Here is a 23,703-nt window from a genome sequence, read left to right as displayed (position 1 = left end):
CTTCGGAGGGTGGTGGCGGGCGACGGGCAGGAGGCGCAGCGGCGCAGCCCGTCCCCGGGAAGGGCGGTGGTGGGTGACGGGTGGGAGGTCACAGGCCGGCCTTTCGGTAGCGGCGCATCAGGAGCGCATAGCAGCCGACGATGACGGCCAGCGTCACCAGGAGATAGACGACTCCGGCGCCGTTGGTCGGGGCCAGGCCGTTGGGGAACGAGCTGCTGCCGCCGAGGAAGGTCGACTGCACTCCGTCGATCAGCGTGACGGGGGAGAACAGCCCCAGCCAGCCGACGGCGGCCTCGTTGCCCTGGACGAAGGCGATGCCCTGGACCGCGCTCACCGCGGCGTACGGAATGGCGAGGACGGCGATCACGGCGGCGACGCCGAAGCCGCGACGCGGGGTGACCGCGGAGACGACCAGGCCTATTCCGGCGAACAGCAGCGAGAGCAGTGCCACGGAGACCAGTCCTTGCCCCAGACCCTTGGTCTGGTCGAGGAAGTCCAGCTTCGCCAGCAGCGCGCCGATGTAGAGGATCAGCAGCGGTACGCCGGTGAGGATGAACAGGGCGGCGGCCATGGCCGCGAACTTCGAGAGCACGTAGTCGACCCGCTCGATGGGCCGGGAGAAATACAGCGGTATGGACTTGAACCGCAGGTCGCGGGAGACCGACTGCGGGGCCTGGGAGGCCAGATACAGGCCGATGACGGCCTGGAGGTAGATGGCGAAGCGGGAGTAGCCGACCGGGAGGGCCCCGGCCTTGGTGACCACCGTCACCGCCACCATGATCGCGGCGGTCAGGCACATCGTGGCGAAGAGCAGCAGCGGCAGCACCTTGCTCTTGGGCGAGCGGCCCAGACCGTAGGCACCGCGCAGGCTCTGCGAGAACAGCGACCGGCGGGCGTAGGCGCGGCCCAGCCGGGGGCCGTCGTAGTGGCGGTAGCCGATGTTGTGGATGTAGGCGTCGGCGGGCGCGCCGGAGGGGGACGCCGGGTGCGCGGACGTCATGGGCTCAGGCGACATCGTGGGCGCCTCCGTCCTGGGTGGCATACGGGGCGCCCGGGGCGCCTGCGGTGGCGGCGGCTTGCGCGGCGTCCGCGTCGCGGAAGACCTCGGCGATCTTGTGGCGGCGCTGTTCCATCCGGATCAGCCCGAGCCCGAGTCCGGCGACGGTGTCCCGCACCAGGTCGTACGTCTCCTCGCCGGCCGCCTCGACATACAGGAGGTGGCCGGAGGCGGCGAGGCCCTCGGAGCCGGGGGCGTGGGTGGTCACCGCGGCACCGGCCGCGGTCAGGGCCGCACGGAGCGCCTCGGTGCCGTCCGGATGGGCGTCGGTGTCCGTGACCTCGACCGCCAGCGAGGCCGTGACCTGCGTGAACTCGTCGGTGGCAGAGGACCGCAGCAGCTTGCCGCCGTCGATGACGACGACATGGTCACAGGTGCGCTCCAGCTCACCGAGGAGGTGGGAGGTCACCAGGACGGAGATCCCGAAGTCGGTGTGGACGCGGCGGATCAGGCCGAGCATCTCGTCCCGCCCGGCGGGGTCGAGGCCGTTGGTGGGCTCGTCGAGGAGCACCAACTGCGGGTCGTGGACCAGCGCCTGGGCCAGCTTCACCCGCTGCTTCATGCCGGTGGAGTAGCCGCCGATGGGGCGGTAGCGCTCCTCGTAGAGGCCGACATGGCGCAGGGTGTCGGCGGTGCGCTCGCGGGCGGCGGTCGGCGGCAGGCCGGACATCCGGGCCATGTGCACGACGAACTCGGTGGCCGAGACGTCCGGCGGCAGGCAGTCGTGCTCGGGCATGTAGCCGACCCGCTCACGGATGGCGGCGCCGTCCGTGGTCACGTCCAGGCCGAGGACGTGGGCGGTTCCTTCGGTAGCCGGGGACAACCCGAGAAGGATCTTGATCAGAGTGGACTTTCCGGCGCCGTTGGCACCCACCAGGCCCGTTACGCCGGGGGCGATGTCAACGGAGAGCCGGTCCAAGGCGGTCACCCGCGGGAACCGCTTGCTCAGGCTTTCGGTCACGATCACAGTCACGTCATCGACGGTAGTGGCGCCGGCCACACCGGTCGTCAACCCAAACGATGGGATGCGCATCCCCCTGCGGTATTACGTGCCCGTAGGGGTCTCCTGCTGTGAGCTACTCCGGCGTAGGGGGTGCCGGTGCGTACAGCGGATCTTCGGGTGTGGAGGTCCGGACCGCTGTGCGGAGGTGCGGCCCCCTTGACGCAGCCGCCGGTCATTGTCACATTCATCGGTGTCAAGTTACGGGTACGTATGGCGATGCGCGTCTCACGGACGGACGGTTGGCGATGGCCTCAGTCACCTCAGCCACTTCGGTGCCCCCACGAGCCGGAGAACTCACCAGCGGGCTAAGGGGGTTCAGAGAGGTCCAGCGGCTCGCCTATGCCTGCGCGGAGGCGGTGGCCGCCCAGCTGCGGCCCGGAGTGACCGAGCGCGCGGCGGCGCGGATGCAGCGCGAGTGGCTGCGCGAGCGCGGGGTGCGGGACTGGTTCCATCTCCCGTTCGCGTGGTTCGGCGACCGCACCGCCTTCACCAGCTTCCGGGTGCCGCTGCAGTTCTTCCCCACCGGTCGTGAGCTGGCGCCCGGGATGGCGTTCATCCTGGATATGGCCCCCGTCCACAACGGCTACACGGCCGATATCGGCTACTCCGGCTGTCTGGGCCTCAACCCCGTGCACGACCGGCTGCTCGCCGACCTGGAGGCGCACCGGGAGCTGATCCTGCGCGAGGTGCGCGAACGGAGGCCGCTGCGGGAGATCTACGCGGACGTGGACCGGCTGATGGTGCGGCAGGGCTATGCCAACCGCCACCGCGCCCACCCCTTCGGTGTCATCGCGCACAAGATCGACCGGGTCCGGCAGCGCCGCTGGTCCCCCACGCTCTTCGGGTTCGGCACCCAGTCCCTCAAGGGCCTGGCCTCCGACGCCCTGCACGGCCACCGCGACGGCTGGTCCCCGCTGTGGAGCCCGTACCGCTTCTCCGGCCATCCGCCGCAGCCCGGTCTGTGGGCGGTCGAACCCCACCTCGGATTCCGGGGAACGGGCGCGAAGTTCGAGGAGATCCTGGTCGTCACGGACTCCAAGGACCCGCAGGAAAGTGCCTTCTGGCTGGACGACGATCTGCCGCATGTACGGCGCCGGCAAGAGGAGAAAGCCGCGTGAACACGGGGCGGGGCCGGGGAACGGGACGGGGAGGGGGTACGGGAAGCGGCCGGCGCATGGGAAGAGGTCGGGGAACGGGAAACGGACGAGGTTCGGGAAGCGGACGGGGAATGGGAAAGGTGCCGGGAATGGGAAGCGGAGTGGGATCGGGGCGCGGGAAGGGACAGCCGTACGGGTCCGGGGGCCGGTCCGGGGGCGGGGCTGCCGGTGAGGCCGGGACCGGGACCGGGGCGGGGCTCGCCGGGGCGCGGGAACGCTGGGTGCGGACCGGCGGCATCGAGCTGTGCGTCGCCGAACTGGGCGATCCGGCCCGGCCCACGGTGCTGCTGGTGCACGGCTACCCGGACAGCAAGGAAGTGTGGTCCGAGGTCGCCCGTGGCCTGGCCGACCGGTTCCATGTGGTGCTCTACGACGTCCGGGGCTGCGGCCGGTCCACCGCCCCGCAGCCGTTGCGGGGCGGCTTCACCCTCGAGAAGCTCACGGACGACTTCCTGGCCGTCGCCGATGCCGTCAGCCCCGACCGCCCGGTCCATCTGGTCGGTCATGACTGGGGCTCCGTGCAGGGCTGGGAGTTCACCACGGCGCGGCGTACGGAGGGCCGGATCGCCTCCTTCACCTCCATGTCGGGCCCGTCCCTGGACCACTTCGGCCACTGGCTCAAGAAGCGGACGGCGCGCCCCACTCCCCGCCGGGCCGCCCAGCTCCTCAACCAGAGCGCCAAGTCCTGGTACATCTACATGCTGCACACCCCCGTACTGCCCGAGCTGGTGTGGAAGGGACCACTCGGCAAGCGCTGGCCGAAGATCCTGCAACGGGCGGAGAAGCTGCCGGCCGGCGACTACCCGACCGCTTCACTGCCGACCGACGCGGCCCATGGCGCCTGGCTCTACCGCGACAATGTGCTCCCCCGGCTGCGCCGCCCGCGCGCCGACGCTTATGCGCACTGCCCGGTCCAGCTCATCACCCCCACCGGGGACGCCTTCCTCTCACCGCGGCTGTACGACGACCTGGAGCAATGGGCGCCGCAGCTGATACGCCGCACCCTCCCGGCCAAACACTGGGTGCCCCGCACCCGCCCCGACCAACTCGTGTTCTGGATCGGCGAGTTCATCACCGCCAAGGAGGAGAGGGACCCGGCGCGGCGCGCCGTGGCGACCGGCGCCCACGCCGACCGGTTCGGCGGGCAGCTGGTGCTGGTGACCGGCGCGGCGAGCGGCATCGGCCGGGCGACGGCGTTCGCCTTCGCGGAGGCCGGCGCGCGGATCGTCGCCGTCGACCGGGACGCCGAGGGCGCCGCACGGACCGCCGATATGTCCCGTCTGATCGGTGCGGCACAAGCCTGGGCCGAGGCCGTCGACGTCTCGGACGAGACGGCGATGGAGAAGCTCGCCGAAAAGGTCCACGCGGAGTACGGCACCGTCGACGTCCTGGTGAACAACGCCGGTATCGGCCTGTCCGGTTCCCTCCTCCAGACCGGCACCGAGGACTGGAAGGCGGTCCTGGACGTCAATCTGTGGGGTGTCATCCACGGCTGCCGGATCTTCGGCAAGCGGATGACGGACCGCGGCCAGGGCGGCCATATCGTCAACATCGCCTCGGCGGCCGCCTTCCTGCCGTCGAAGGTGCTGCCCGCGTACAGCACGTCCAAGGCGGCCGTCCTGATGCTCAGCGAGTGTCTGCGCGCCGAGCTGGCCGGTCAGGGCATCGGCGTCTCGGCCATCTGCCCCGGCCTGATCAACACCGGTATCACCAGCACCGCCCGCTTCACCGGCGTCCCGGCCGAAGAGGAGAAGCGCCGCCAGGCCAAGGCCGCGCGGATGTACGGGCTGCGCAACTACCCGCCGGAGAAGGTCGCCGACGCCATCCTGCGCGCGGTGGTCCGCAACCAGGCGGTGGTACCGGTCACCCCGGAAGCCCGCGGCGCCCTGCTCCTCTCCCGCTTCGCCCCACGCGCACTACGAGCCCTCGCCCGCTTGGGGCCACGGCCGTAGGGGAACGCGAGACCACGGCCGTCAGGGAGCGAGGTCGCGGGGGAGCCCGGGTCATGGCCGTAGGGGAGCGCGGCCGCGGGAGAGCAAGCCCGTGGGAGAACACCAAGTCCCGGCTGAGCACCTCCCGCCGTGCCGCGGGGCCCGGCTGGGCCAGGTGCTGGTCAGGCCCCGGCGGTCCGGCCGTTGCCCGTCGGGCCGGCGGTCCGGCCGCTCCCCGCTGGGCGGGTGCCACCGTGCCGCCGTTGGCGGCGCACTGCTCCCCAGCCCGCCTGGTGCAGGGGAGCTGGGTGCGGCGAATTCTTGGCATCGAGGGCCGCCGTACCATCCCTCGCAGGAAGGGTCGTTGCGCACGGCCGTCGCCCGCCTGACGTCGTTCCGGCCGAACGGGCCGCGGCGCCGACGCGGTGGGCCACACGGCCGTCTCGAAGCGCGCGGCCATCTCGTAAGGAGCACCACAGTGACCGAGCAGCCGCCGACGGCCGCGTCGCGCACCCCCGACCACCGCACCCCCGACCACCGCACCGCTGAATACCGCATCGAGGATCTGGCACACCTCAGCGGCGCCACGGTCCGCACGATTCGCGCCTATCAGGACCGTGGGCTGCTTCCCCGCCCGGAACGCCGCGGCCGGGCCAATGTCTATGGCGACGCCCATCTGGCCCGGCTGCGCCAGATCGCCGATCTGCTGGACCGCGGCTACACCCTTGCCAGCATCAAGGAACTCCTCGCGGCCTGGGACGCCGGCCGCGACCTCGGCGGGGTGCTGGGCCTGGTCGCCGAGATCGACGGGCCGTGGACCGACGAAGAGGCGTCCCGCATCAGCCGCACGGACCTGGACGACGCCTTCGGGGGCAGCCCCGATGAGACGGCGCTCGCCGAGGCCGTCGAACTCGGTGTCCTGGAACGCGTCCCGGGCCAAAGCGACGAGTTTCTCGTCCCCAGCCCGCAGGAACTCGCCGTCGCCGCCGAACTGCACTCCGCCGGTGTCCCGCTGACGGCGATCACCGGTCATCTACGGGAGCTGCGCGGCCAGGTCGAGCACATCGCGGCCCGCTTCCTGGACTTCACCACCGAGCATGTCTTCCAGCAGTACCTGGACCACCCGCCCACCGAAGCCGAGGCCGCGGAGGCCGCCACCCTCGTACGCCGGCTCCGCCCTCTGGCCCAGCAGACCATCGACGCCGAACTCGCCCGTGCCATGCGCACCCTGGCCACCCGCTATCTGCGCCAGCACCTCAGCGAGGCGCTGCCGGGCGAGGCGCGGGGACTCTCCGGAGGGGTGGCCGGCGCCGGGACCTCGGCCGAGGCGGAGGTCCGGAGCGTCCCCGGGCCGCGGTCCGCTTCCGTCCCACGGCCCCCGTCGCAGACCCCGTCGCTGCCGACGCCCGGACCGGCCGCGTCGCCCCGTGCCGCGACCGTCCCCGCAGGTGACTCGGCAGCTGACCCGGTTGGCCCGGCGGCTGATCCGGAGACGGTACTGCTCCCCGCCGAGGCCGTGCAGGCCGTGCGGGAACTGGTCGGCGCGGAGCACACGGCCGCCTTCATCACCGCCGCCGCACACCGTGAGGTGCAGGCCCGCACGATGGACGCCCTGGTGGCGGGCGCCACAGCCAACGGCCCGGACAGCGGCAGTGCCGACGGCAGCGGCCACGGCCCCGACGGCGATCCGGAGGCCGAAGTCCCGGCAGGAGAACGAGCCGGAGATCAGACCTGACGCCCCCCGGTCCACGGCTCGAGCCCAAGCCCCAGCCCAAGCCCAAGCCCAAGCCCCGGCGAAGCCTCAGCGCGGTCCCCGTACCGACCGTACGGAGCCGTTCCCCACCCCCTACACACTCTTCAGCTATCAAGGATCAGACGGTGCGCGGCCTCCTGCCGCGCCCTGCCACGTCCCGTCGCCCCCTTCCACTGCCTCAACGGGCGTGATCCGGCAGCCAGTTGCCGTGGAATCCGTACGGCACACGCTGCGGAAGACGGACCGTGGCGATCGGGTCGGCGGATATGTCCTCCGCGTCGAGTACGACGAGATCGCTGGTGTCGGTCGAGGCGTCGTAGACATAGGTGATCAGCCAGCCAGGGCCTCCCGGGCGGTCGTCCGCCGGGGCGAAGACCGCCTCGCCCGGAGTGCGGCCCGGACCGAAGTCATGCCGGACGGACGTGCCGGTCTGCAGGTCGTAACGGATCAGGGCGCCGGGTATCGGGCCGGTGCCCGGCAGCTCTCCGGCGGTGGCATGGCCGAAGCGGGCCGACTGCCCGGCAAGGCGGTCATCGACTCTGGGGAACTCGCAGAACATGTCGTCGAGTTGCTCTTCGGCGACCGTGCCCGTCACCAGGTCGATCGTCCAGCGCCAGAGGTGGCCCGGTGACATGCCGCCATAGTCGGCGTAGCGGGAGACATGGAGCACGATCCGCTGGTCGCCGTCGTCGTGGGCGTTCAGGGCGTGGAAGACATAGCAGGGGTGGATGGGCAGCCAGCGCACCTCGCCGTAGGGGTCGTCGCGACGCAGCACGCCGAGCCGGGCGCCGTACTCCGGATTCCACTGATACGGCATACCGGGGTGGCTGCGGTCGAAGACGACCGGGAGGTCCATGAAGATGACATGGCGGGCCGTCAGATGGAAGTCATGCATCATCGTGCGCCCGGGAACATCGATGGGGCGGCTGATCACCAACTCCCCGGCGGCGTCGGCGCGGTGGTAGGTCAGATAGGGCGGGGTGGGTCCGCCGTACCCGAAGAAGTGCAGTTCACCGGTGGTGGGGCAGGTCTTGGGGTGGGCGGTCATGGCGGTGGTGAGCCGGCCGCCGAAGTCATGGGCGCCAACGGTCTCCAGCTCATGGCCGGGGCGGCAGTCGATCTCGTAGGGGAACGACGTCTCGGCCAGCGCGAGAGTACGGCCGGCGTGCCGGACGACATGGGTGTTGGCCACGCTCGCCACCAGATTGCGGTGGCCTTGTGCGTCCACCGCGGGCACGCCGTCGGTGAAGGAGGCGGTGCGGACCCAGCGGTTGCGGTAGGAGACGGCCCGGCCGCCCTCCAGGCGCAGGCCGTGGACCATGCCGTCGCCGAAGAACCAGTGGGGCGTCGCGGCGTCCTGCGGGTTGGGGCCGTTGCGCAGGAACCAGCCGGTGAGTTCAGGCGGGATCGCGCCCGTGACCGGCAGGTCGTAGGCGGTCAGCTCGTCCGTCACCGGGGCGAAGTTGCCGGCCATGTGCGGTGCGGGGGCTTCGGATGCGGATGCGGTGGCCGGGGATGTGGTGGTCATGAGGCCAGGCCTCCCTGGAGGTCGGACCGCGCGCCGGAGGCGTTCATGTAGCGGGCCCGGACCCGCTCCGGGTAGGCGGCGGTGAAGCGGGCGGGAAGGACGAATCCGGCGAGCTGGATGAGGATCGAGAAGGCGGCGTTCCACCCGTAGGCGGAGGCGGCTGCCTGGGCGAGTGCGCAGAGGGTGAAGGAGAGCGCCCACACGGCCGTGAGCACGACGTTGATGTGACGGAAGACGCGGGTGTGCCAGACCTCCGGCGGGGCCACCCGCCGCGCCATCCCCATCGTGAAGGGCCGTCGCACGGCGATCGACACCCAGGCGATGAGCGCCAGCCAGCCCATCGACAGGGCGCTGCCGTACAGCTTGAGAGCGCTGTCGGGGCGGGCGAAGGCCAGCACGGCGAGGGCCGTGAAGAACACGAGCGTGCCGTACTCCAGCAGGCGCAGGTCCAGCGAGAGGCCGGCGGCACGGTCGACGATGAGCAGCACGACGGCCGTTGCGAGACCGGCGAGTGCACCCCACTGCCAGCCGGCCGTGGACACCCCCGCAAAGACCAGCCACGGGATGAAGCCCCGCAGATAGTTCATGTTTCCCCCCTCTTCGCTTACGGCCCGCGCGACTCAGCGCCTGGACGCCGGACGAGTCGTCTCCGACCGCACTACATTCCAACGTTGACATGTCGAACATAGAATCTCCACCTTTGACATGTCAACAGTGGAAGGTAAAGTGCGGGCCATGAGCCTGAGACATGCCGTGCTGGGTCTGCTGGCCGAATCCCCCGCGAGCGGCTACGACCTGATGAAGCTGTTCAACGCCTCGCTCGCCAACGTCTGGCCGGCCACACAGAGCCAGGTCTACGGCGAGCTCACCAAACTCACCACCGCCGGCCTGGTCGAGGTCGCCGCCCACGGCGCCCGCGGCCGCAAGGAATACGCGATCACCGAGGACGGCCTGACGGAGCTGCGCCACTGGCTGACCGATGTCGAACCGAGCGGCCCCCAGCGCCACGACGGCCTGCTGCGCGTCTTCTTCCTCGGCATCGTCACCCCGCTCGAGGCACAGACGTATCTCCTGCATCAGGCCGAGCGCGCCGCGCGGAACCACGCCGCCCTCGAACACCTCGAGAAAACCGCCACATGGGACGAGGAAATGATCTCGGTCTATGGGCGCCTCACGATGGAGTACGGCCTGCGGTTGTCGGCGGCCGAGGAGGAATGGGCGCGTTGGGCGGCCGAGGAAGTGACCAGCGCGAAGGCGCGAAAGGCGAGCGCCCTCGCACAGGAGCAGCACAAGGGACTGACCAAGGGGCAGGACAAGAAGCAGGGCAAGGAGCAGGACAACACGGAGTGACGGACGGGGCGGCCGTCACTCCGGGCCGCCGACAACGGGCCCCAGCCCCCGGCCCAAGCCCCGGCCGTCGCAGCCGTCGCCCTCGCCCACCCAGGAATTCGGATGCCGCCCCACCCCTCACGCGGCACTCTGAAGTCATGAACCATCAGCGCTCCGTGCGCCTCTCGAAGTATCTGGCGAAGCATCTGCGCCATGAGCCGGACCGGATCGGCATCACCCTCGACGCCCAGGGCTGGGTGCCCGTGGCCGAGCTCATGGCGGCGGCCGCGCGGCACGGATTCCCGTTCACCCGGGCCGAGTTGGCGGCCGTGGTCGCCGACAACGACAAACAGCGCTACGTCATCGACGGCGACCGCATCCGCGCCAACCAGGGCCATTCGGTACCGGTCGACCTCGATCTGCCACCGGCCGTACCACCCCCCGTCCTCTTCCACGGCACCGTGGCCCGCAATGTGGCCGCCATACGGGACGAGGGGCTGCGGCCGATGGCGCGGCACGCCGTCCATCTCTCCCCCGACCGCGAGACCGCGACCCGGGTGGGCGGGCGACGCGGCAAGCCCGTGGTGCTGACCGTCGACGCGGCGGCCATGCACCGCGCCGGCCATGTCTTCCGGGTCAGCGCCAACGGGGTCTGGCTCACCGACCGCGTACCGCCGCGGTTCCTGTGCTTCCCGGGCTGAGACCGGCCCGCCCATAGGACCGCACCCGGCTCAGAGCCCCGGCGCACCCCACACCGGGAACCACCGCCCCAGGTCCGTCTCGATCGTCAGATCGTCCCCGAGCATCGCCCGCACCTGGAGTTCGAGCGGGTTGTCGCGCTTCTCGCCGCCGTCCGGCTTGGGCGCGAAGGGGTAGAACGTCCCCCGCTTGTAGAGGTAGACCAGCGCCAGCGGCCGGCGCTCCTCCGTACGGAACCCGATCAGCGAACACAGCAACTGCGGTCCGAAACCGCCCTCCTCCAGTGACGTGTTGACCGCATGCAGGTCGTTGACCAGGCCCGCCACGTCCTCCGGCGGATGCCGTACGAGCAGCCAGGTATAGCCGTAGGTGTCCCGGGTGAACTCCACCGAGCCGTCCAGCAGGGACCGTGCCTCCTCCTGGATGCGGGCGAACGCACCGCCCTCGACGCTCGCGAAGCACACCGAGCCCAGCCCGGTGGGCAGGAAACCGGATGCGGCCTCCAGCGTCACCGCGGCGGACGGCAACGCGAAGAGCTGGTCGAGATCGGGGCGGACCGGCTTGCTGCGGCCGAGGATGGCGTCCAGAAATCCCATCTGCTGCTTACTCCTTGATCGTCACGGCCGGCCGGGCCGGCCGCGGCTCCCACGCGCACCGCGCCTCACGCCCGCCCCAGCTCCGTCGAGATCCGGGCCAGCTGGTCCAGCCGCTGCTCCAGCGTCGGGTGCGAGGACAGCAGCTTGCTGAAGGTCTCCTTGTTGAAGGCGGGGGCGAAGAAGAAGGCGTTGTAGGCCTGCTCCTTGCGCAGATCCTCGGTGGGAATCCGCGCGATCTGGCCGGTGACCTTGGTCAGCGCGGCGGCCAGTGCCGACGGCCGGCCGGTCAGCAGGGCGGCCGCCCGGTCCGCGGACAGCTCGCGGTAACGGGACAGCAGCCGGGTCAGCAGAAAGCTCAGCGCATAGACGACCGCGCTGACGGCGGTGACGATGAGCACGGCGATGGCCGCGTTCTGGTCGCGCTGGCGGCCGATACCGCTCCACAGGGCGGCCCGGGTGATGATCCCGGCCAGTACGCCGAGGAACGAGGCGATGGTCATCACGGCGACATCGCGGTGCGCGACATGCGAGAGCTCGTGGGCCAGCACGCCCTCCAGCTCCTCCGGCTCCAGCCGCCGGAGGAGCCCCGTGGTGGCGCACACCAGCGAGTTCTTCTGGCCGCGGCCGGTGGCGAACGCGTTCGGCACATCCGATTCGGCGATCGCGACCCGCGGCTTGGGCATGTCGGCCAGCGCGCACAGCCGGTCGACGGCGCCGTGCAGTTCGGGCGCCTGCTCAGGGGTGACCTCACGCGCACCCATGCTGTAGGCCGCGATCCGGTCGCTGAACCAGAACTGCGCGATGAAGAGGGCACCGGCGATCACCAGCACCACCGCCCAGGCGCCCTTGAGCAGCACCACCAGCACGCCGACGACCACGACGTACAGCAGTCCGATGAAGAACATCGTCGTGACCATGCGCGAGGTCAGCCCGCGGTCCGGGGCGAATCGGGTCCGTGCCATGGCTCCTCCACAAACGCCGCACTTCGCGCAGTGCGACGGCCCGCTCGCGCGCCGTCCTCCTACCGCGCGCCGCGTACCGCACACTGCGCCGCTGCCCCAATTCTCCCTCTTCAGAGCTATATGCGGGGTAAAGCCCAGGCCAGGGGACGGCCCGGCGCGTCGGGCGCACGGGAGCAGGGTGCGCCCGGCCCCGTAGGGAGCGCCGGGCCGGGCCCCGCCTACCGGGAGGCCAGCTGCGCCAGGCCCTCCGTGGCGATCCGCTCGAAGACCGCGAGATCGGCCTCGAAAAGCGAGTCGGCGATCGGCCAGTGGAGGACGAGCTCGTCGATGCCCAGCTCGGCGTGGTGCCCCGCGAAGTCGACGAAGGCGTCCACGGAGTCCAGCGGACGGTCCGGGGTGAAGCCGGTCAGCATGGTCTTCTGCAGGTCGGCGGCCTGGCGGCCCTGGTCTGCGCAGGCCTTCCCCAGCCGTTCGAGCTGCCCGCGGATCGCCTCGTGCGACTCGGCCGGGGTGCCGCCCCCGTTGGAGACCTTGGGATCGCCGGTCGTCACCCAGGCCTGGCCGTACCGGGCGGCCAGCTCCAGTCCGCGCGGGCCGGTGGCCGCCACCGCGAACGGCAGCCGAGGCCGCTGCACACAGCCGGGGATGTTGCGCACCTCGTGCGCGGAGTAGTGGACGCCCTCATGGGAGACGACGTCATGGGTCAGCAGGCGGTCCAGCAGCGAGACGAACTCGGCGAAGTGGTCGGCCCGTTCCCGTGGCGCCCAGGGTTCCTGGCCGAGCGCGGTGGCGTCGAAGCCGTTGCCGCCGGCGCCGACGCCGAGGGTGATCCGGCCGTCGCTGATGTCGTCGAGCGAGATCAGTTCCTTGGCGAGGGTGACCGGGTGCCGGAAGTTCGGCGAGGTGACGAGGGTGCCCAGCCGCATCCGGGAGGTCACGGAGGCGGCCGCGGTCAGCGTCGGCAGCGCGCCGAACCAGGTGGTGTCGCGGAAGCTCCGCCACGAGAGGTGGTCATAGGTGTACGCGGCGTGGAAGCCCAGCTCCTCGGCGCGCTGCCACACCTCCCGTCCGCCTTCGGACCAGCGGCGGACCGGGAGTATCAGAGTGCTCAGTCGCATACTCCGAGCGTACGGCCGCCCCGTTGGCGCGGACGATTCTCCACGGTGCTCCAGGCGGCCGCGTACACCTGCCGCGACGCGCCCGGCCCGGCGGCGCGCGGGCTCATGCGCGCAACCCACCGCACGCCTGTGCACGGCGATACGGGAAGATGGCCCCGTGACTGATGCCTCCGCCCCACCGTTCCGGGCCCCCGAAACGGCCGTTGCGCCCCGGCTGATCGCCACCGATCTCGACGGCACGCTGCTGCACGACGACAAGACGGTCTCCGACCGCACGATCGCCGCGCTCGCCGCCGCGGAGCGAGCGGGCCTCGAGGTGTTCTTCGTCACCGGCCGCCCGGCCCGCTGGATGGGCGTGGTCAGCGACCATGTGCACGGTCACGGCCTGGCGATCTGCGCCAACGGCGCGGCCGTCGTCGATCTGCACCGCGGCGGCCGGATCGTCGATGTCAGCCCCCTGGAGCGGACCGCCGCACGCCAGGTCGTGGACGCGCTGCGCAGCGCCGCCCCCGGCACCTCGTTCGCGGTCGAGCGCACCGGCGGCATCCACTACGAGCCGCAGTACCCGCCGCTGCTCCTCGATCCGGCCGCCGTCGTGGCACCGGCGGAGAAGCTGCTCGCCGACGACTTCGTCCCGCCGCTGCGCCCCGAGGACACCGACCCGGACGGCCCGGACGGCGGCACCGACGGCCCCGCCTTCCCCGACCAGCCCGTGATCAAGCTGCTCGCGCACCACCCCGAGATGGACCCCGATGCCTTCCTCGCCCTGGCCCGTACGGCGGCCGGGGAGCTGGCGACCTTCACCCGGTCAAGCCCCACCGCCCTCCTGGAGATCAGCGGCCCCGGCGTGAGCAAGGCCGGTACGCTCGCCCGCTGCTGTGCGGAGCGCGGTATCGCGCCGGAAGAGGTCGTCGCCTTCGGGGACATGCCGAACGACATAGCGATGCTGTCCTGGGCCGGCACCGCCTACGCCATGTCCAACGCTCACCCGGATGTGCTGGCCGCCACCACGCGCCGTACCGCGTCCAACAACGACGACGGTGTCGCGGCCGTCATCGAGCGGATTCTGCAGGACGGCCAGATCTAGCGCGCCGCCGCGCTGCCGGGAAAGACGGCGCACGACGCCGCCCGCCTCACAGCGGCGCCTCCCACCGCACCCTCGTGCCCGTGCCGCCCTCGCCCAGCCCCGGGCCGTACGTACTGGCGCCGCCCAGCGACTCCGCCCTGTTGGCGAGGTTCCTGAGGCCGCTGCGGCGGCCGCCGTCCGGGATGCCGATGCCGTCGTCGGCGACGGTGAGACGGACGCCGTCGGTGCCGTCCGGGAGCCGGACCGTCGCGTCGACGACGACCTCGATCCGGGTGGCCTGGGCGTGCCGGAAGGCGTTGGACAGCGCCTCCCGCAGCGCGGCGATCAGGTTCTTGCCGGTCAGCTCGCCGACCCGGGAGTCGACCGGGCCGACGAAACTGGCTGACGGCTGGAAGCCGAGCGGTACCGCGGCGGTGCCGATCTCGCGCAGGACCCGGGTCCGCAGCCCGGACGGCGCCTCGGCCGGACCCTGTTGGAGGGCGAAGATCGCGGTCCGGATCTCCTGGATGGTCACGTCCAGCTCGTCGACGGCCTTGCCGACGCCCTGGGCCACCTCCGGCACGATGGTCCGGCGCTGTGCGCTCTCCAGCATCATGCCGGTCGCGAACAGCCGCTGGATGACGAGATCGTGCAGGTCACGGGCGATCCGGTCGCGGTCCTCGTAAACCGCGAGCCGCTCCCGGTCGCGCTGGGCGTCGGCCAGCACCAGCGCCAGTGCGGCCTGCGCCGCGAACTGGGTGGCCAGCGTCCGCTCGGCGCCGGTGAACGGGCGGGCACCCCGGGACCGCGGGGTCGCGAGGGTGCCCAGCACCCGGCCGCCGCTCTTGAGCGGCAGCATCATGCTGGGGCCGAAGCGCTGCGCGATGTCGGTGACCATGCGTGGATCGCTGGCCGAGTCGTCCACGAACACCGGCTCACCGGCGAGGAGTTGTTCGACCACGGGGCTGTCGGTGGGAATCTGCGTCCCCATGATCCCGGCCGGCTCGTCCGCCGACACCGCGACGATCTCCAGACCGCCCTCCTCATCGGGCAGCAGCACGATCCCGGCCGCCGAGTCCGCCAGCTTCCTGGCCTGCTCGGCGACCACCGCGAGCGCATCGTCGACATCGCTGCCGGCGAGGAGTTCGGTCGTCACCGCCACGGAGCCGTCGATCCACCTCTCCCGCTGCCGGGTCGCCGCATGCAGCCGGGCGTTGCCGATCGCGATCCCGGCCTCGGTGGCCAGCACCCGCACCATGTGCAGGTCCTCCTCGCTGAACGCCCCGCCGTCGCGCTTCTCCGTCAGATAGAGGTTTCCGAAGATGTCGCCCTGGACGCGGATCGGCACCCCGAGGAAGGTCCGCATCGGCGGATGCCCCGGTGGGAAGCCGGCCGACCGGGCGTCCTTCGTGAGGTCGTCGAGGCGCAGCGGCTTGGGATCGTGGATGAGCGCGCCGAGCAGCCCCTTGTGGCCGTCGGGCAGCGCGCCGATCCGCTCGTGCTGCTGCGGGGTCACGCCGTACGTCACGAAGTCCGTCAGCCCCTCGCGGGCGTCGTCGATGATCCCGATCGCCGCATAGCGGGCGTCGGCGAGCTCGGCGGCGGTCTCCACGATCCGGTCGAGGGTGACGTGCAGATCGAGCCCCGCGCCGACGGTGCGCATCGCTTCCAGCAGCTGCGGCACCCGGGCGGTCAGCTCGGACGACAGCCCGCGCAGGCTGCGGGTCGCCTCGGTGGCGGCATCCATGGGGTCGGGGCCACCGCTCCCGAGGTCCCCGGGGCCGGAGGGCGGTGGTCCTGCCGTGGCTGCCATGCCACGAGCCTAATAAGGGCTGTTTTCCGGGGAAAGTCCAGTTTTGCGAGCACGGGGCCGTCGGGCGCCGCGGCCCGGCCGGTACCGGCCGGGCTTCCTGGTGCGTACGGCGGTGGTGCTCCCGGCCCACCGCCCGTTGCGCTACGCCACCGGCTGGGCCACGCCGTACGCCGCGTCCACCGCCCGCTCCCGCTCCAGCATCCGCCGGAACGGGCCGTCGGCCGCCGCCAGCTCCGCGTAGCTCCCGCGCTGGACGGCCCGCCCGCGGTCCAGGACCAGCACCTCGTCGACCGCGTCGAGACCGGTCAGCCGGTGGGTGATCAGGACCGTCGTACGGCCCTCGGTCGCGGTCAGCAGATCGGTGGTCAACGCATCGGCGGTGGCCAGGTCGAGATGCTCGGCGGGCTCGTCCAGGACGAGCACCGGGAAGTCCGCGAGCAGCGCACGGGCCAGGGCCAGCCGCTGCCGCTGGCCCCCGGACAGCCGGGCACCGCGCTCGCCGACCATGGTGTCCAGACCATCGGGCAGCCCCCGCACCCAGTCCGCCAGCCGCGCCCGGCCCAGCGCGTCCCACAGATCCCGGTCGCCGTCCACACCCCGTCGCTCCGGGCGGGCGAGCCGGAGGTTCTCCCGCAGCGAGCTGTCGAAGAGGTGCGCGTCCTGAGCACACAGTCCCACCAGCCGCCGCACCGCGTCACCGGCCATCTCCCCGGCAGCCGTGCCGCCCAGCGTGTAGGTGCCCGACTGCACGTCCAGGAAGCGCAGCAGGACCTGCGCCAGCGTGGTCTTCCCGGAGCCGGACGCGCCGACGACGGCGAGCCGGTGCCCGGCGGTCAGGGTGAAGCCGACGCCGTCCAGCGCCGGCCGGTCCTGCCCCGCGTGACGCGCGGTCAACTCCCGTACGGCCAGCGGGAACGGCGTCCCGGGCGCGGCGGCCGGGGTGGCCGGCTCGGACACCGGCGCGGGTGCGTCCAGCACCTCGAAGACCCGCTCGGCGGCGTGCCGGGTGCGCCGCCGGTACTGCACGGCGAGCGGCAGCCCCGCCACCACCTCGAACGCGGCCAGCGGAGTCAGTACGACGACGGCCAGCGCCACCCCCGTCAGCCGGCCCGCCTGCACGGCCTGGACCCCGGCCGCCGCCGACGCCACGACGGTCAGCCCGCACAGCAGCGCCGACAGCCCCGCGCCGGTCCCGGCCACGGCGGCCGAGCGGGAGGCGATCCGGGTCAGCTCCCGGTCCGCACGCCGCACCGCGTCCGTACGGGATTCCAGGGCTCCGGCCACCGTCAGCTCGGCGGTACCGGTGAGCACATCGACGACCCGGGTGGCGAGCCGCCCGCGGGCCGGCGCCAGCCGCTGCTCCGCACGGCGGGCCAGCACACCGGAGAGCAGCGGCACCCCCACCCCCGTCAGCAGCAGTCCCACGGCGAGGACGGCACCGGCCTCCGGCAGCAGCCAGCCGGTGAAGCCGACCGTGCCGGCGCCGACCAGCAACGCCGCGCCGACCGGCAGCAGCCAGCGCAGAAAGTAGTCCTGTCCCGCGTCGACGTCGGCCACCAGCCGCGACAGCAGGTCGCCGCGGCTGCGGTCCCGGAGACCGGCCGGCGCCAGCCGCTCCAGCCTCCGGAAGACGGCGACGCGCACCTCGGCGAGCATCCGGAACACCGCGTCATGGGCGACCAGCCGCTCGGCGTACCGGAACACCGCGCGCCCGATGCCGAACGCCCTGGTCGCGGTCACCGCCACCATCAGATACAGCACCGGCGGCTGCTGCGACGCCCGCGAGATCAGCCAGCCGGAGGTCGCCATCAGGCCCACCGCACAGCCCAGCGCAAGGCTCCCGAGCAGCAACGCCAACGCGAACTGCCCCCGGTGGGCACGGGCCGGCCGCCGCAGCCGGGTGAGCGCGGCACCGCGGTCGCGGTCGGACGCGGCAGCGGTGTCGGGCGCCGCCTCGGAGGCGCCGTCCGCGGCCGCGTCGTCCGTGACGGAGGCACCGGCGAAGCCCCCGTCCCCGGAATCCGGCTCCCCGGCCGTCTCCGGGAGCACGGCCACCGAGGCGTCCGCCCCGGCCGCCGGCACCGTCGGGTCCGGCAGCCGCACCACCCGGTCCGCCACCGCCAGCAGCGCCGGCCGGTGGACGACGAGCAGCACCGTACGGCCGACCGCGAGCCGGCGGACCGCGGCCACGATCGCTTCCTCGCTCTCGCCGTCCAGGTTCGCGGTGGGCTCGTCCAGGAGCAGGACCGGACGGTCGGCGAGGAAGGCGCGGGCGAGCGCGAGGCGCTGCCGCTGGCCGGCGGAGAGCCCGGCACCGGACTCGCCGAGCCGGGTCGCCGTCCCGTCCGGGAGCGCGTCGACGAAGTCCAGTGCGCCCGCGTCGCGCAGGGCGGTGCGCACCGCGGCGTCGTCCGCGTCCGGCCGTGCCAGCCGTACGTTCTCGGCGATGGTGCCGGCGAACAGATGCGGGTGCTGCGGCACCCAGGCGATCCGCCGCCGCCAGCTCTCGGGGGAGAGGGACGCGAGATCGTGGCCGTCGGCCAGGGCGCGGCCCGCGGACGGTGCGGTGAAGCCGAGCAGCACGCTCAGCAGGGTGGACTTGCCGGCGCCGGAGGGCCCGACCAGCGCGACGGTCTCGCCGGGCCGGACCTCGAACGAGGTCGCCGGGAGCGAGTCGGTGCTCCGCCCGGGGTGGCGGACGACCAGCTCCTCGACGGCCAGCGCGGTGCCCTGCGGCGCGGGGGCGGTGCCGGGCGCGGGCAGCGGGGTCTCCAGCACCGCGAAGATCTCCTCCGCGGCCGAGAGTCCCTCGGCCGCGGCGTGGTACTGCGCACCGACCTGCCGCAGCGGCAGATACGCCTCGGGTGCCAGCACCAGCACCATCAGGCCGGTGTAGAGGTCGAGTTCGCCGTGCACCAGCCGCATGCCGATGCCCACCGCGACCAGCGCGACGGAGATGGTGGCGAGGAGTTCGAGCGCGAAGGAGGAGAGAAAGGCGATCCGCAGGGTCCGCAGCGTCGCCCGGCGGTATTCCCCGGTGATGGACCGGATCGCGGCGGCCTGGGCCTTGGCCCGGCCGAAGACCTTGAGGGTGGGCAGCCCCTCGACGACATCGAGGAAGTGGCCCGACAGCCGGGCGAGCAGCCGCCATTGACGGTCCATCCGCGCTTGTGTGGTCCAGCCGATAAGGATCATGAACAGCGGGATCAGCGGCAGCGTGAGCACGATGGTGAGCGCCGAGAGCCAGTCGCCGGTGACGATCCGCGCCAGCACCGCCAGGGGCACGACGACTGCCAGCCCCAGCTGCGGCAGATAGCGGGCGAAGTAGTCGTCCAGCGCGTCGATACCCCGGGTGGCGAGGGCGGTCAGCTCCCCGGTACGCATTTCCAGGGTGCCCGCCTCGGCCGCCTCGGCTCCGTGCGCGTCCCGTCCCTCCGCGCCGCCGTCCGCGCGCCCGATCACCGCGCCGGGGCCCAGCCGCGCCGCCCGCTCGATCAGCCGCATCCGCAGCTCGGACTTGGCCGCGGCACCGGCCTGGTGCGCGGCCAGCTCGGTGAGCCAGGAGACCAGGCCGCGGCCGACGGAGACCGCGGCGAGCAGCACCAGCGGCGTGGTCAGGGCACCGACACCGAGGTCGTGCTGGAACGCACCCACCACGACCTCGGCGATCAGCATCGCCTGACCGACGACCAGGCCCGCTCCGGCAAGCCCGAGCACCACCACCGCGATCAGGAAGCCTCGGGTGGCATGGGCGTAGCGGAGCAGACGCGGGTCGACGGGTTTCACGTGAAACATTCCCTCCTGCTGAGGCCGCCCGAGGGGCGGTGGCTCAACTAGTGGGTCTCGGCAAGGTGTTGGGTACCGATGCGCTTGCGGAACACCCAGTACGTCCACGCTTGGTAGAGCATCACGAGCGGGGTGGCGAAGGCCGCACCCCACGTCATGATCTTCAGGGTGTAGGGGCTGGAAGAGGCGTTGCTGACCGTGAGGTTCCAGCTCTCGTTCAGCGTGGACGGCATGACGTTCGGGAAGAGCGTCAGGAAGAGCATCACGACCGCGGCCACCACGGTGATGCCGGAGAACGTGAACGCCCAGCCCTCGCGCCCCAGTCGGTTGGCCCCGAGCGCCGCGACCAGCGCGACCACCGCCACGATCATGGCGACCAGGCTCGTGCCGTCACCCTTATCGGCCTGGGTCCAGCCCAGGAAGCCGGCCACGAGCACCGCGGCGACCGGACCGAGGACGGCCGCCATCCTGCGCGCCCGCGCCCGGATGTCGCCCACCGTCTTGAGCGAGGCGAACACCGCGCCGTGGAAGGTGAACAGCACCAGCGTGACCAAGCCGCCCAGGAGCGCGTACGGGTTCAGCAGATCGAGAAGGCTGCCGGCATATTCCTTGTGGGCATCGATCTTGACCCCGTGCACGAGGTTGGCGAACACCACGCCCCACAGCACCGCGGGCAGCAGCGAGGACCAGAAGATGGTGTGTTCCCAGTTCCGCTGCCAGCGCTCCCCGCTCCGCTTCACGCGGTACTCAAAGGCGACACCGCGCAGGATCAGACAGATGAGGATCAGCAGCAGCGGCAGATAGAAGCCGGAGAAGAGGGTGGCGTACCACTCGGGGAAGGCGGCGAAGGTCGCCCCCGCCGCGCTGATCAGCCAGACCTCGTTGCCGTCCCAGACCGGCCCGATGGTGTTGATCAGTACCCGCTTCTCGCTCCGGTCCCGGGCGAGGAGCTTGGTGAGCACGCCGATTCCGAAGTCGAAGCCTTCGAGGAAGAAGTACCCGGTCCAGAGAACGGCGATGAGGACGAACCAGACGTCGTGGAGTTGCACAGTCGCCTCCTAGTACGAGAAGGCCATCGGCCGGTCGGCGTCCGTGTTGTCGCCGCCGATCCTGGTGGGCGGGTTGAGGTCGGAGTCGGTGAGTTCCGGCGGTCCGGCCTTGACGTACTTCACCAGCAGCTTGACCTCGACCACGGCGAGGACCGCGTAGAGCGTGGTGAAGACGATCATCGAGGTGAGCACCTCGCCCTGCGAGACGCCCGGGGACACCGCGTCCGAGGTGCGCAGCACGCCGTAGACGACCCAGGGCTGGCGGCCCATCTCGGTGAATATCCAGCCCCAGGAGTTCGCCAGGAGCGGGAAGCCGAGGGTGACGAAGGCGAGCGACCAGTACCACTTGCTCAGACGGGCACCGAGTTCCTTGTTCTTGGTGACCACGAGCCGGGGTGGTTCCTCGTCCCCCGTACGCAGCCCCGGCGCAAGCCAGAACTTCTTACGGGTCAGCCACAGCCCGGCGAGTCCGATGGCGAACGACGACATCCCGAAGCCGATCATCCAGCGGAAGCCCCAGTAGGCGACCGGGATGTTGGGCCGGTAGTCACCGGGCCCGAACTTCTGCTGTTCGGACCGGTTGACGTCGTTGATGCCGGGGACCGGCGAGCTGAAGTCGTTGTGCGCGAGGAAGGAGAGCAGACCGGGCACCTCGATGGCGACCTTGTTGTGCCCCTTGTCGACGTCCCCGTAGGCGAAGACCGAGAACGGCGCCGGCTTCTCCGTCTCCCACAGCGCCTCGGCGGCGGCCATCTTCATCGGCTGCTGCTTGAACATCACCTTGCCGAGCTCGTCGCCGCTCACCGCGGTGAGGATGCCGGCGATCACCATCGTGATCAGCCCGAGCCGCAGCGAGGTCCGCATGACCTTGATGTGCTTCTTGCGCATCAGATGGAACGCGGATATGCCGACCATGAACGCGGCACCGGTCAGGAAGGCCGCGGTGAGCGTGTGGAAGACGACGACCAGGGTGGTGTCCTGGGTGAGCACCTCCCAGAAGTCGGTCAGCTCGGCACGGCCGTTCGCGGCGTTGTACTTGTAGCCGACCGGGTGCTGCATCCAGGAGTTCGCCGCCAGGATGAAGTACGACGAGAGGATCGTGCCGATCGAGACCATCCACATGCAGCAGCAGTGGATCTTCTTCGGCAGCTTGTCCCAGCCGAAGATCCACAGCCCGATGAAGGTGGACTCGAAGAAGAACGCGATCAGCGCCTCAAGGGCCAGCGGAGCACCGAAGACGTCGCCGACGAACCGCGAGTAGTCGGACCAGTTCATCCCGAACTGGAACTCCTGGACGATGCCGGTGACGACACCCATCGCGATATTGATCAGAAACAGCTTGCCCCAGAACTTGGTGGCCTTGAGGTACTTCTCCTTGCCCGTGCGTACCCATGCGGTCTCGAGTCCGGCCACCAGAGCGGCGAGGGAGATCGTCAGAGGGACGAACAGGAAGTGGTAGACGGTCGTGATGCCGAATTGCCATCGCGCCAGAGTCTCTGGCGCCAACGCCAGTTCCATGTCGTGCTCCTTACGTCGCCGTGCTCCAGCACGGCAGTGCCCGTTATGCGGCCTATAAAAGCCACATAATGGACGCGCTTGTGAACGCGTTCACATTCACAAGCAATTATCTCCTACCGCTTTCGGCCAATCCCGGGCGGGGGTACGTGACTGCGGTCACGTACCCCCCACACATGCTTCGAGGCCGCGGTCAGCGGACCCACGGCCTCGGAACAGCGCCCTCACAACGGCTTACAGCACCTTGCGGAACTCCTCCGCGGCCTGCAGGAACAGATCCATGGCCGGGCTCTCGCCGATCGTCACCCGCACCCCCTCGCCGGGGAACGGCCGCACGACCACCCCGGCCCGCTCACAGGCCGCCGCGAAGTCGACGGTACGGTCCCCCAGCCGCAGCCAGACGAAGTTGGCCTGCGTCTCCGCGACCGTCCAGCCCTGCCCGAGCAGCCCGTCCACCACCCGCGCCCGCTCCGCCACCAGCGCGTCCACCCGCTCCAGCAGCGCCGCCTCACTGCGCAGCGAGGCCACCGCCGCCTCCTGCGCGAGCTGGCTGACCCCGAACGGCACCGCCGTCTTGCGCAGCGCCGCGGCCACCGGCTCATGGGCCACCGCGAAACCGACCCGCAGCCCCGCCAGCCCGTACGCCTTGGAGAAGGTCCGCAGCACACACACGTTGGGACGGTCACGGTAGAGATCGATGCCGTCCGGCACCTCGGCGTCCCGGATGAACTCGCGATAGGCCTCGTCCAGCACCACCAGCACATCGCCCGGCACCCGGTCCAGGAAGGACTCCAGCTCCGCACGGCGTACGACGGTGCCGGTGGGGTTGTTGGGGTTGCAGACGAAGATCAGCCGGGTGCGTTCGGTGACCGCGGCCAGCATCGCGTCCAGGTCGTGCACCTCGTCGGAGGTCAGCGGGACCTGCACCGGCGTGGCACCGGAGACCTGGGTGATGATCGGGTACGCCTCGAACGAGCGCCAGGCATAGATCACTTCATCGCCGGGCCCGGCCGTCGCCTGGACCAGCTGCTGCGCCACCCCGACCGATCCGGTGCCGGTCGCCAGGTGCTCCAGCGGCACCGAGAACCGCTCGGACAGCTCCGCCATCAGGCCCGTGCAAGCCATGTCCGGGTACCGGTTGAAGGACCCGGCAGCGGTCACCGCGCTCTCCAGTACGCCCGGCAGCGGCGGATACGGGTTCTCATTGGAGGACAGCTTGTACGTGACGGGGCCGCCGGCCGCCGCCGGCCGGCCCGGCTTGTAGGTGGGGACGCCGTCCAGCGCAGCACGCAGCTTCGGGGTCTTCTCGCTCACCGCAGGTCCTCCTCGACCGTCCGCTCA

Annotated in this window: 18 protein-coding genes; 6 read left to right on the top strand and 12 right to left on the bottom strand. The window is 71.3% G+C overall.

Annotation, left to right across the window (positions count from 1 at the left end; translation table 11 throughout):
- Positions 1 to 88: 88 nt before the first annotated feature.
- Together ACFW5B_RS00865 and ACFW5B_RS00860 are read right to left on the bottom strand one after the other, a co-directional pair.
- Positions 89 to 1,000, bottom strand: a complete 912-nt coding sequence (locus tag ACFW5B_RS00865; RefSeq protein ID WP_386431127.1) for an ABC transporter permease — start codon at positions 998 to 1,000, stop codon at positions 89 to 91.
- Positions 1,001 to 1,004: 4 nt separating this feature from the next.
- On the bottom strand, positions 1,005 to 2,057 hold the full coding sequence (locus tag ACFW5B_RS00860; protein WP_386431125.1) for an ABC transporter ATP-binding protein: 1,053 nt from the start codon (positions 2,055 to 2,057) through the stop codon (positions 1,005 to 1,007).
- A gap of 248 nt (positions 2,058 to 2,305) precedes the next feature.
- Here ACFW5B_RS00860 and ACFW5B_RS00855 point away from each other — a divergent pair, with 248 nt between their 5' ends.
- From ACFW5B_RS00855 to ACFW5B_RS00845, 3 genes are all read left to right on the top strand, one after another.
- Complete coding sequence (locus ACFW5B_RS00855; protein WP_386431123.1) at positions 2,306 to 3,178, top strand: M24 family metallopeptidase; 873 nt, start codon at positions 2,306 to 2,308, stop codon at positions 3,176 to 3,178.
- Between the two features lie 128 nt (positions 3,179 to 3,306).
- Positions 3,307 to 5,169 carry an SDR family oxidoreductase gene (locus ACFW5B_RS00850; RefSeq protein WP_386431121.1) on the top strand — a complete coding sequence of 621 codons (1,863 nt, stop codon included), beginning with the start codon at positions 3,307 to 3,309 and terminating at the stop codon, positions 5,167 to 5,169.
- A gap of 457 nt (positions 5,170 to 5,626) precedes the next feature.
- Entirely contained in the window at positions 5,627 to 6,883 is a 1,257-nt protein-coding gene (locus tag ACFW5B_RS00845; RefSeq protein WP_386431119.1) for a MerR family transcriptional regulator, read from the top strand.
- A 196-nt stretch (positions 6,884 to 7,079) separates the two neighbouring features.
- Here ACFW5B_RS00845 and ACFW5B_RS00840 read toward each other — a convergent pair whose 3' ends face one another.
- The gene (locus ACFW5B_RS00840) at positions 7,080 to 8,429 is read right to left on the bottom strand and encodes a carotenoid oxygenase family protein (RefSeq protein WP_386431117.1); all 1,350 of its coding nucleotides are present in this window, start codon (positions 8,427 to 8,429) and stop codon (positions 7,080 to 7,082) included.
- Positions 8,426 to 9,016 (bottom strand): hypothetical protein, encoded by a 591-nt coding sequence (locus ACFW5B_RS00835; RefSeq protein WP_386431115.1) that lies wholly within the window; start codon positions 9,014 to 9,016, stop codon positions 8,426 to 8,428. Before ACFW5B_RS00835 ends, ACFW5B_RS00840 begins: the two co-directional genes overlap by 4 nt.
- A 148-nt stretch (positions 9,017 to 9,164) precedes the next feature.
- Here ACFW5B_RS00835 and ACFW5B_RS00830 point away from each other — a divergent pair, with 148 nt between their 5' ends.
- Together ACFW5B_RS00830 and ACFW5B_RS00825 are read left to right on the top strand one after the other, a co-directional pair.
- Positions 9,165 to 9,779, top strand: a complete 615-nt coding sequence (locus ACFW5B_RS00830) for a PadR family transcriptional regulator (RefSeq protein WP_386431113.1) — start codon at positions 9,165 to 9,167, stop codon at positions 9,777 to 9,779.
- Positions 9,780 to 9,916: 137 nt separating this feature from the next.
- The gene (locus ACFW5B_RS00825) at positions 9,917 to 10,459 is read left to right on the top strand and encodes an RNA 2'-phosphotransferase (protein ID WP_386431111.1); all 543 of its coding nucleotides are present in this window, start codon (positions 9,917 to 9,919) and stop codon (positions 10,457 to 10,459) included.
- Between the two features lie 30 nt (positions 10,460 to 10,489).
- On the opposite strand, the gene ACFW5B_RS00820 is transcribed toward ACFW5B_RS00825, so the two are convergent.
- The 3 genes from ACFW5B_RS00820 to ACFW5B_RS00810 all read right to left on the bottom strand — a co-directional run bounded on the left by ACFW5B_RS00820 (position 10,490) and on the right by ACFW5B_RS00810 (position 13,133).
- Positions 10,490 to 11,053, bottom strand: a complete 564-nt coding sequence (locus tag ACFW5B_RS00820) for a hypothetical protein (RefSeq protein WP_386431109.1) — start codon at positions 11,051 to 11,053, stop codon at positions 10,490 to 10,492.
- A 65-nt stretch (positions 11,054 to 11,118) separates the two neighbouring features.
- Positions 11,119 to 12,015, bottom strand: coding sequence for a zinc metalloprotease HtpX (gene htpX / locus ACFW5B_RS00815; RefSeq protein WP_386431107.1), 897 nt, complete (start codon positions 12,013 to 12,015; stop codon positions 11,119 to 11,121).
- 218 nt (positions 12,016 to 12,233) lie between these two features.
- Entirely contained in the window at positions 12,234 to 13,133 is a 900-nt protein-coding gene (locus ACFW5B_RS00810; RefSeq protein WP_386431105.1) for an LLM class flavin-dependent oxidoreductase, read from the bottom strand.
- Positions 13,134 to 13,290: 157 nt separating this feature from the next.
- Between ACFW5B_RS00810 and ACFW5B_RS00805 the strand changes: the two genes are divergently transcribed.
- Positions 13,291 to 14,220: a Cof-type HAD-IIB family hydrolase gene (locus tag ACFW5B_RS00805; RefSeq protein WP_386431103.1), complete on the top strand. Its 930-nt coding sequence runs from the start codon at positions 13,291 to 13,293 to the stop codon at positions 14,218 to 14,220.
- A 46-nt stretch (positions 14,221 to 14,266) separates the two neighbouring features.
- Here the strand turns inward: ACFW5B_RS00805 and ACFW5B_RS00800 are convergent, their stop codons facing one another.
- The 5 genes from ACFW5B_RS00800 to hisC form a co-directional block, all read right to left on the bottom strand.
- Complete coding sequence (locus ACFW5B_RS00800) at positions 14,267 to 15,946, bottom strand: GAF domain-containing sensor histidine kinase (RefSeq protein WP_386431664.1); 1,680 nt, start codon at positions 15,944 to 15,946, stop codon at positions 14,267 to 14,269.
- A 207-nt stretch (positions 15,947 to 16,153) separates the two neighbouring features.
- Positions 16,154 to 19,798 carry a thiol reductant ABC exporter subunit CydD gene (gene cydD / locus ACFW5B_RS00795; RefSeq protein ID WP_386431101.1) on the bottom strand — a complete coding sequence of 1,215 codons (3,645 nt, stop codon included), beginning with the start codon at positions 19,796 to 19,798 and terminating at the stop codon, positions 16,154 to 16,156.
- 47 nt (positions 19,799 to 19,845) lie between these two features.
- Positions 19,846 to 20,847, bottom strand: coding sequence for a cytochrome d ubiquinol oxidase subunit II (gene cydB / locus ACFW5B_RS00790; RefSeq protein WP_386431099.1), 1,002 nt, complete (start codon positions 20,845 to 20,847; stop codon positions 19,846 to 19,848).
- 9 nt (positions 20,848 to 20,856) lie between these two features.
- Positions 20,857 to 22,365, bottom strand: a complete 1,509-nt coding sequence (locus ACFW5B_RS00785) for a cytochrome ubiquinol oxidase subunit I (protein ID WP_386431097.1) — start codon at positions 22,363 to 22,365, stop codon at positions 20,857 to 20,859.
- A 231-nt stretch (positions 22,366 to 22,596) separates the two neighbouring features.
- Positions 22,597 to 23,676 (bottom strand): histidinol-phosphate transaminase, encoded by a 1,080-nt coding sequence (hisC, locus tag ACFW5B_RS00780; protein WP_386431095.1) that lies wholly within the window; start codon positions 23,674 to 23,676, stop codon positions 22,597 to 22,599.
- Between the last annotated feature and the right edge of the window lie 27 nt (positions 23,677 to 23,703).

The sequence above is a fragment of the Streptomyces sp. NPDC058773 genome (assembly GCF_042746015.1).
Taxonomy (GTDB): Bacteria; Actinomycetota; Actinomycetes; order Streptomycetales; family Streptomycetaceae; genus Streptomyces.
This window is presented reverse-complemented; position numbering and strand designations above follow the sequence as displayed.